The organism is Actinospica acidithermotolerans (assembly GCF_018139625.1).
In the GTDB taxonomy this organism is placed as follows: domain Bacteria; phylum Actinomycetota; class Actinomycetes; order Streptomycetales; family Catenulisporaceae; genus Actinospica; species Actinospica acidithermotolerans.
This window is the reverse complement of record NZ_JAGSOH010000244.1, coordinates 1-2,883: the sequence shown is the minus strand read 5'-3', so window position 1 is coordinate 2,883 and position 2,883 is coordinate 1. Positions and strand designations below refer to the sequence as shown.

General features: G+C 73.4%; 2 protein-coding genes and 1 rRNA gene. 2 read left to right on the top strand and 1 reads right to left on the bottom strand.

Annotation, left to right across the window (positions count from 1 at the left end; genetic code table 11):
• Both KDK95_RS37295 and KDK95_RS37965 read left to right on the top strand, forming a co-directional pair.
• On the top strand, positions 1–528 hold a 528-nt coding region (locus tag KDK95_RS37295), incomplete at its 5' end, for an AAA family ATPase (RefSeq protein WP_212522535.1).
• A 608-nt stretch (positions 529–1,136) separates the two neighbouring features.
• Positions 1,137–2,549 (top strand): DUF58 domain-containing protein, encoded by a 1,413-nt coding sequence (locus KDK95_RS37965; RefSeq protein WP_212522536.1) that lies wholly within the window; start codon positions 1,137–1,139, stop codon positions 2,547–2,549.
• Between the two features lie 210 nt (positions 2,550–2,759).
• Here KDK95_RS37965 and rrf read toward each other — a convergent pair.
• Positions 2,760–2,876: ribosomal RNA gene (rrf, locus tag KDK95_RS34305) — 5S ribosomal RNA — on the bottom strand.
• Positions 2,877–2,883: the final 7 nt, after the last annotated feature.

The window sequence follows — 2,883 nt, the reverse complement described above, 5'->3', positions numbered from 1 at the left end:
CTCGTGGCCGCCACCCAGAACCCGCTCGAGTTCGAGGGCACCTACCCGCTCCCCGAGGCGCAGCTCGACCGCTTCCTGCTCAAGCTCGTCCTCCCGCTCCCCTCGCGCGACGAGGAGATCGCCGTCCTGCAGCGCCACGCCGCCGGTTTCGACCCCCGTGACCTGCAGGCCGCGGGCGTGAAACCGGTCGCCGGCCCCGAGCAGCTGGCCGTGGCCCGCGACGCCGTACGCCAGGTCACCGTGGCTCCGGAGGTCATCGCCTACGTGGCAGACCTAGTCCGCGCCACCCGCGCCTCCACCGCCTTCGACGTCGGCGTCTCCCCCCGAGGCGCCACCGCCCTGCTCCAGGCCTCCCGCGCCTGGGCCTGGCTCTCCGGCCGCGACTACCTGCTGCCCGACGACGTCAAGGCCCTGGCCAAGCCCGTGCTGAGGCACCGCGTCCGACTGCGCCCCGAGATGGAGCTGGAGGGCGTCTCGGCCGACTCGGTCCTCGACTCGATCCTCGCCGCCGTGGTCGTCCCCCGGTGACTGCGCACACCCCCGCCAACGACGAGACGGGCGCGGCAGGCGCGGCAGGCGCGGCAGGCGTGGACGGCGCTCCCGCCGACGCCAGCGGGAGCGCCGGCGGGTCCAGCGCCACGACCGGAGCTTCCGGCAGCGGCGCGCCTGCCGCCACCGGCGGCGGAAGCAATACCGCAGCCGGGACCGTCAGCACCGGCGCACCGTTCAGCGCCGTCGGACCGAGCGCGCCCGGCGGTACCGGGGCCGCGACCGGCACCGCAGCCGGGACGGTCAGCACCGGCGCAGCTTTTGGCGCCCTCGCATCGAGCGCACCCGGCGGTACCGGCGCCGCGAACGCCACCGCAGCCGGGACGGTCAGCACCGGCGCAGCTTTGGGCGCCGTCGGACCGAGCGCGACCGGCGGCCCCGGCAGCGCGACCGGCACCGCAGCCGGGGCCCTCAGTACCGGCGCAGCATTCAGCGCCCTCGGACCGAGCGCGACCGGCGGTACCGGCGGTGCGACCGGCACCGCAGCCGGGACCGTCAGTACTGGCGGCGGGAGCAGCATCACAGCCGACGCCTTCGGTGGCGGTACAGGTGTCGGTCCCGGAGGGCGAGCGGGCAGCCGCGCCGCGTTGAAAGGCGTCGTGCTTACCGGGCGCGCCGGACTGGCGGCGGGCATCGGCAGCGTTGTCGTGGCGGCGACCTCCGGACTCCTGCACGTCCCCGGCCTGCTTTGCGTAGCCGCCTTCGAGGCAGTCTTAGGCGCCGGCATCGCCCTGGACCTCGCGCAGTGCGGCCGGCCACAGGACCTGGAGTTCGACCGCCAGGGCGACACCACCGCCCGTCTGGGCACCCAGGTTCGCGTCAGCATGTTCATCCGCAACACCGGCCGTAAGCCGCTCACCGGCGTGCTCCGCGACGCCTGGCCCCCCAGCGCCGGTAACGGCGTCTACGCCCCCGCCGTCCCACCCATCGGTGATCATTCCGCTTCCCCAGAGCCCGGGCGGGGCATCGGCGACGTTCCCCTCCACACGCCCCTTGAGCCTCGCCACGCGATCGACCTCGCCCCCGGCGCCGCCCAACGCATCGACACGGTCCTCACCCCGTCCCGACGCGGCGACCGCAGGCCCGACCTCGTCACCGTCCGCTCGATCGGCCCCCTCGGCCTGGCCGGACGTCAGGTTTCCCGCGAGGTCCCGTGGCGCGTGCGCGTCCTGCCGCCGTTCCACAGCCGCAAGCACCTGCCGTCCCGGCTGCTGCAGCTGCGCGAAACCGACGGCCGTAGCCCCGTCCTCGTACGCGGTCAGGGCAGCGAATTCGATTCACTGCGCGAATACGTGATGGGCGACGACGTGCGCTCCATCGACTGGCGCGCCACCGCCCGCCGCAACGACGTCGTCGTGCGAACCTGGCGTCCCGAACGCGACCGGCACGTCGTCATCGTGCTGGACACGAGTCGCACCTCCGCAGGCCGCGTAGGCGACGAGCCGAAGCTCGACTCCGCCATGGACGCCGCCCTGCTCCTCACCGCCGTCGCCACCCGCGCCGGCGACCGCGTGGACCTCCTCGCGTACGACGACGACCTGCGCGCGTCCGTCACCGGTGCTCTCCCCGGCCGCACCCTCGCCGTCTTCAGCGACACCATGGCCACCCTCGAACCGGCACTCGTCGAACTGGACGGCGCCGGCCTCACCCGCCACCTCCTCGGCCGCGTACGCCGCAGGTCCCTGATCGTGATGCTGACGAGCCTCGACACCGCCTCCATCAACGAGGGCCTGCTCCCCGAGCTCCGCCAGCTGACCCGCAAGCACACCGTCATCCTCGCCTCGGTCGCCGACCCGCGCATCGCCGAACTCGCCAGCGCCCGCGGCAGCGCCAACGCCGTCTTCGCCGCCGCGTCCGCCGAACTCTCCCTCAGCGTCCGCCGCCGCACCGCCGACGAACTCTCCCGCATCGGCGTAGACGTCGTCGACGCCGTCCCCCTCGACTTCGCACCCGCCCTGGCCGACCGCTACCTAGCCCTCAAGGCCCAGGGCCGGCTCTAACCGCTGCACCGGCATCCCCACGCCCCACTCCATCCGTAAGCTGAGCGCGCACCCGCCGCAGCATCCTGACCACGCCCACGACGTGACATTCACGATCGCGGACAGGTGCAGACCACTGGGCTCCGCAGCGTCCTGCCGTGCTACGGGCCCGGAAAACACGATGAGCCCCAGACCGTCACGGCCTGGGGCTCATCGTGTACTGCACAAGTAGCGCGGCGGCGTCCTACTCTCCCACAAGGTCCCCCTTGCAGTACCATCGGCGCTGGCGGGCTTAGCTTCCGGGTTCGGGATGGGACCGGGCGTTTCCCCGCCGCCATGACCGCCGCACGATCAT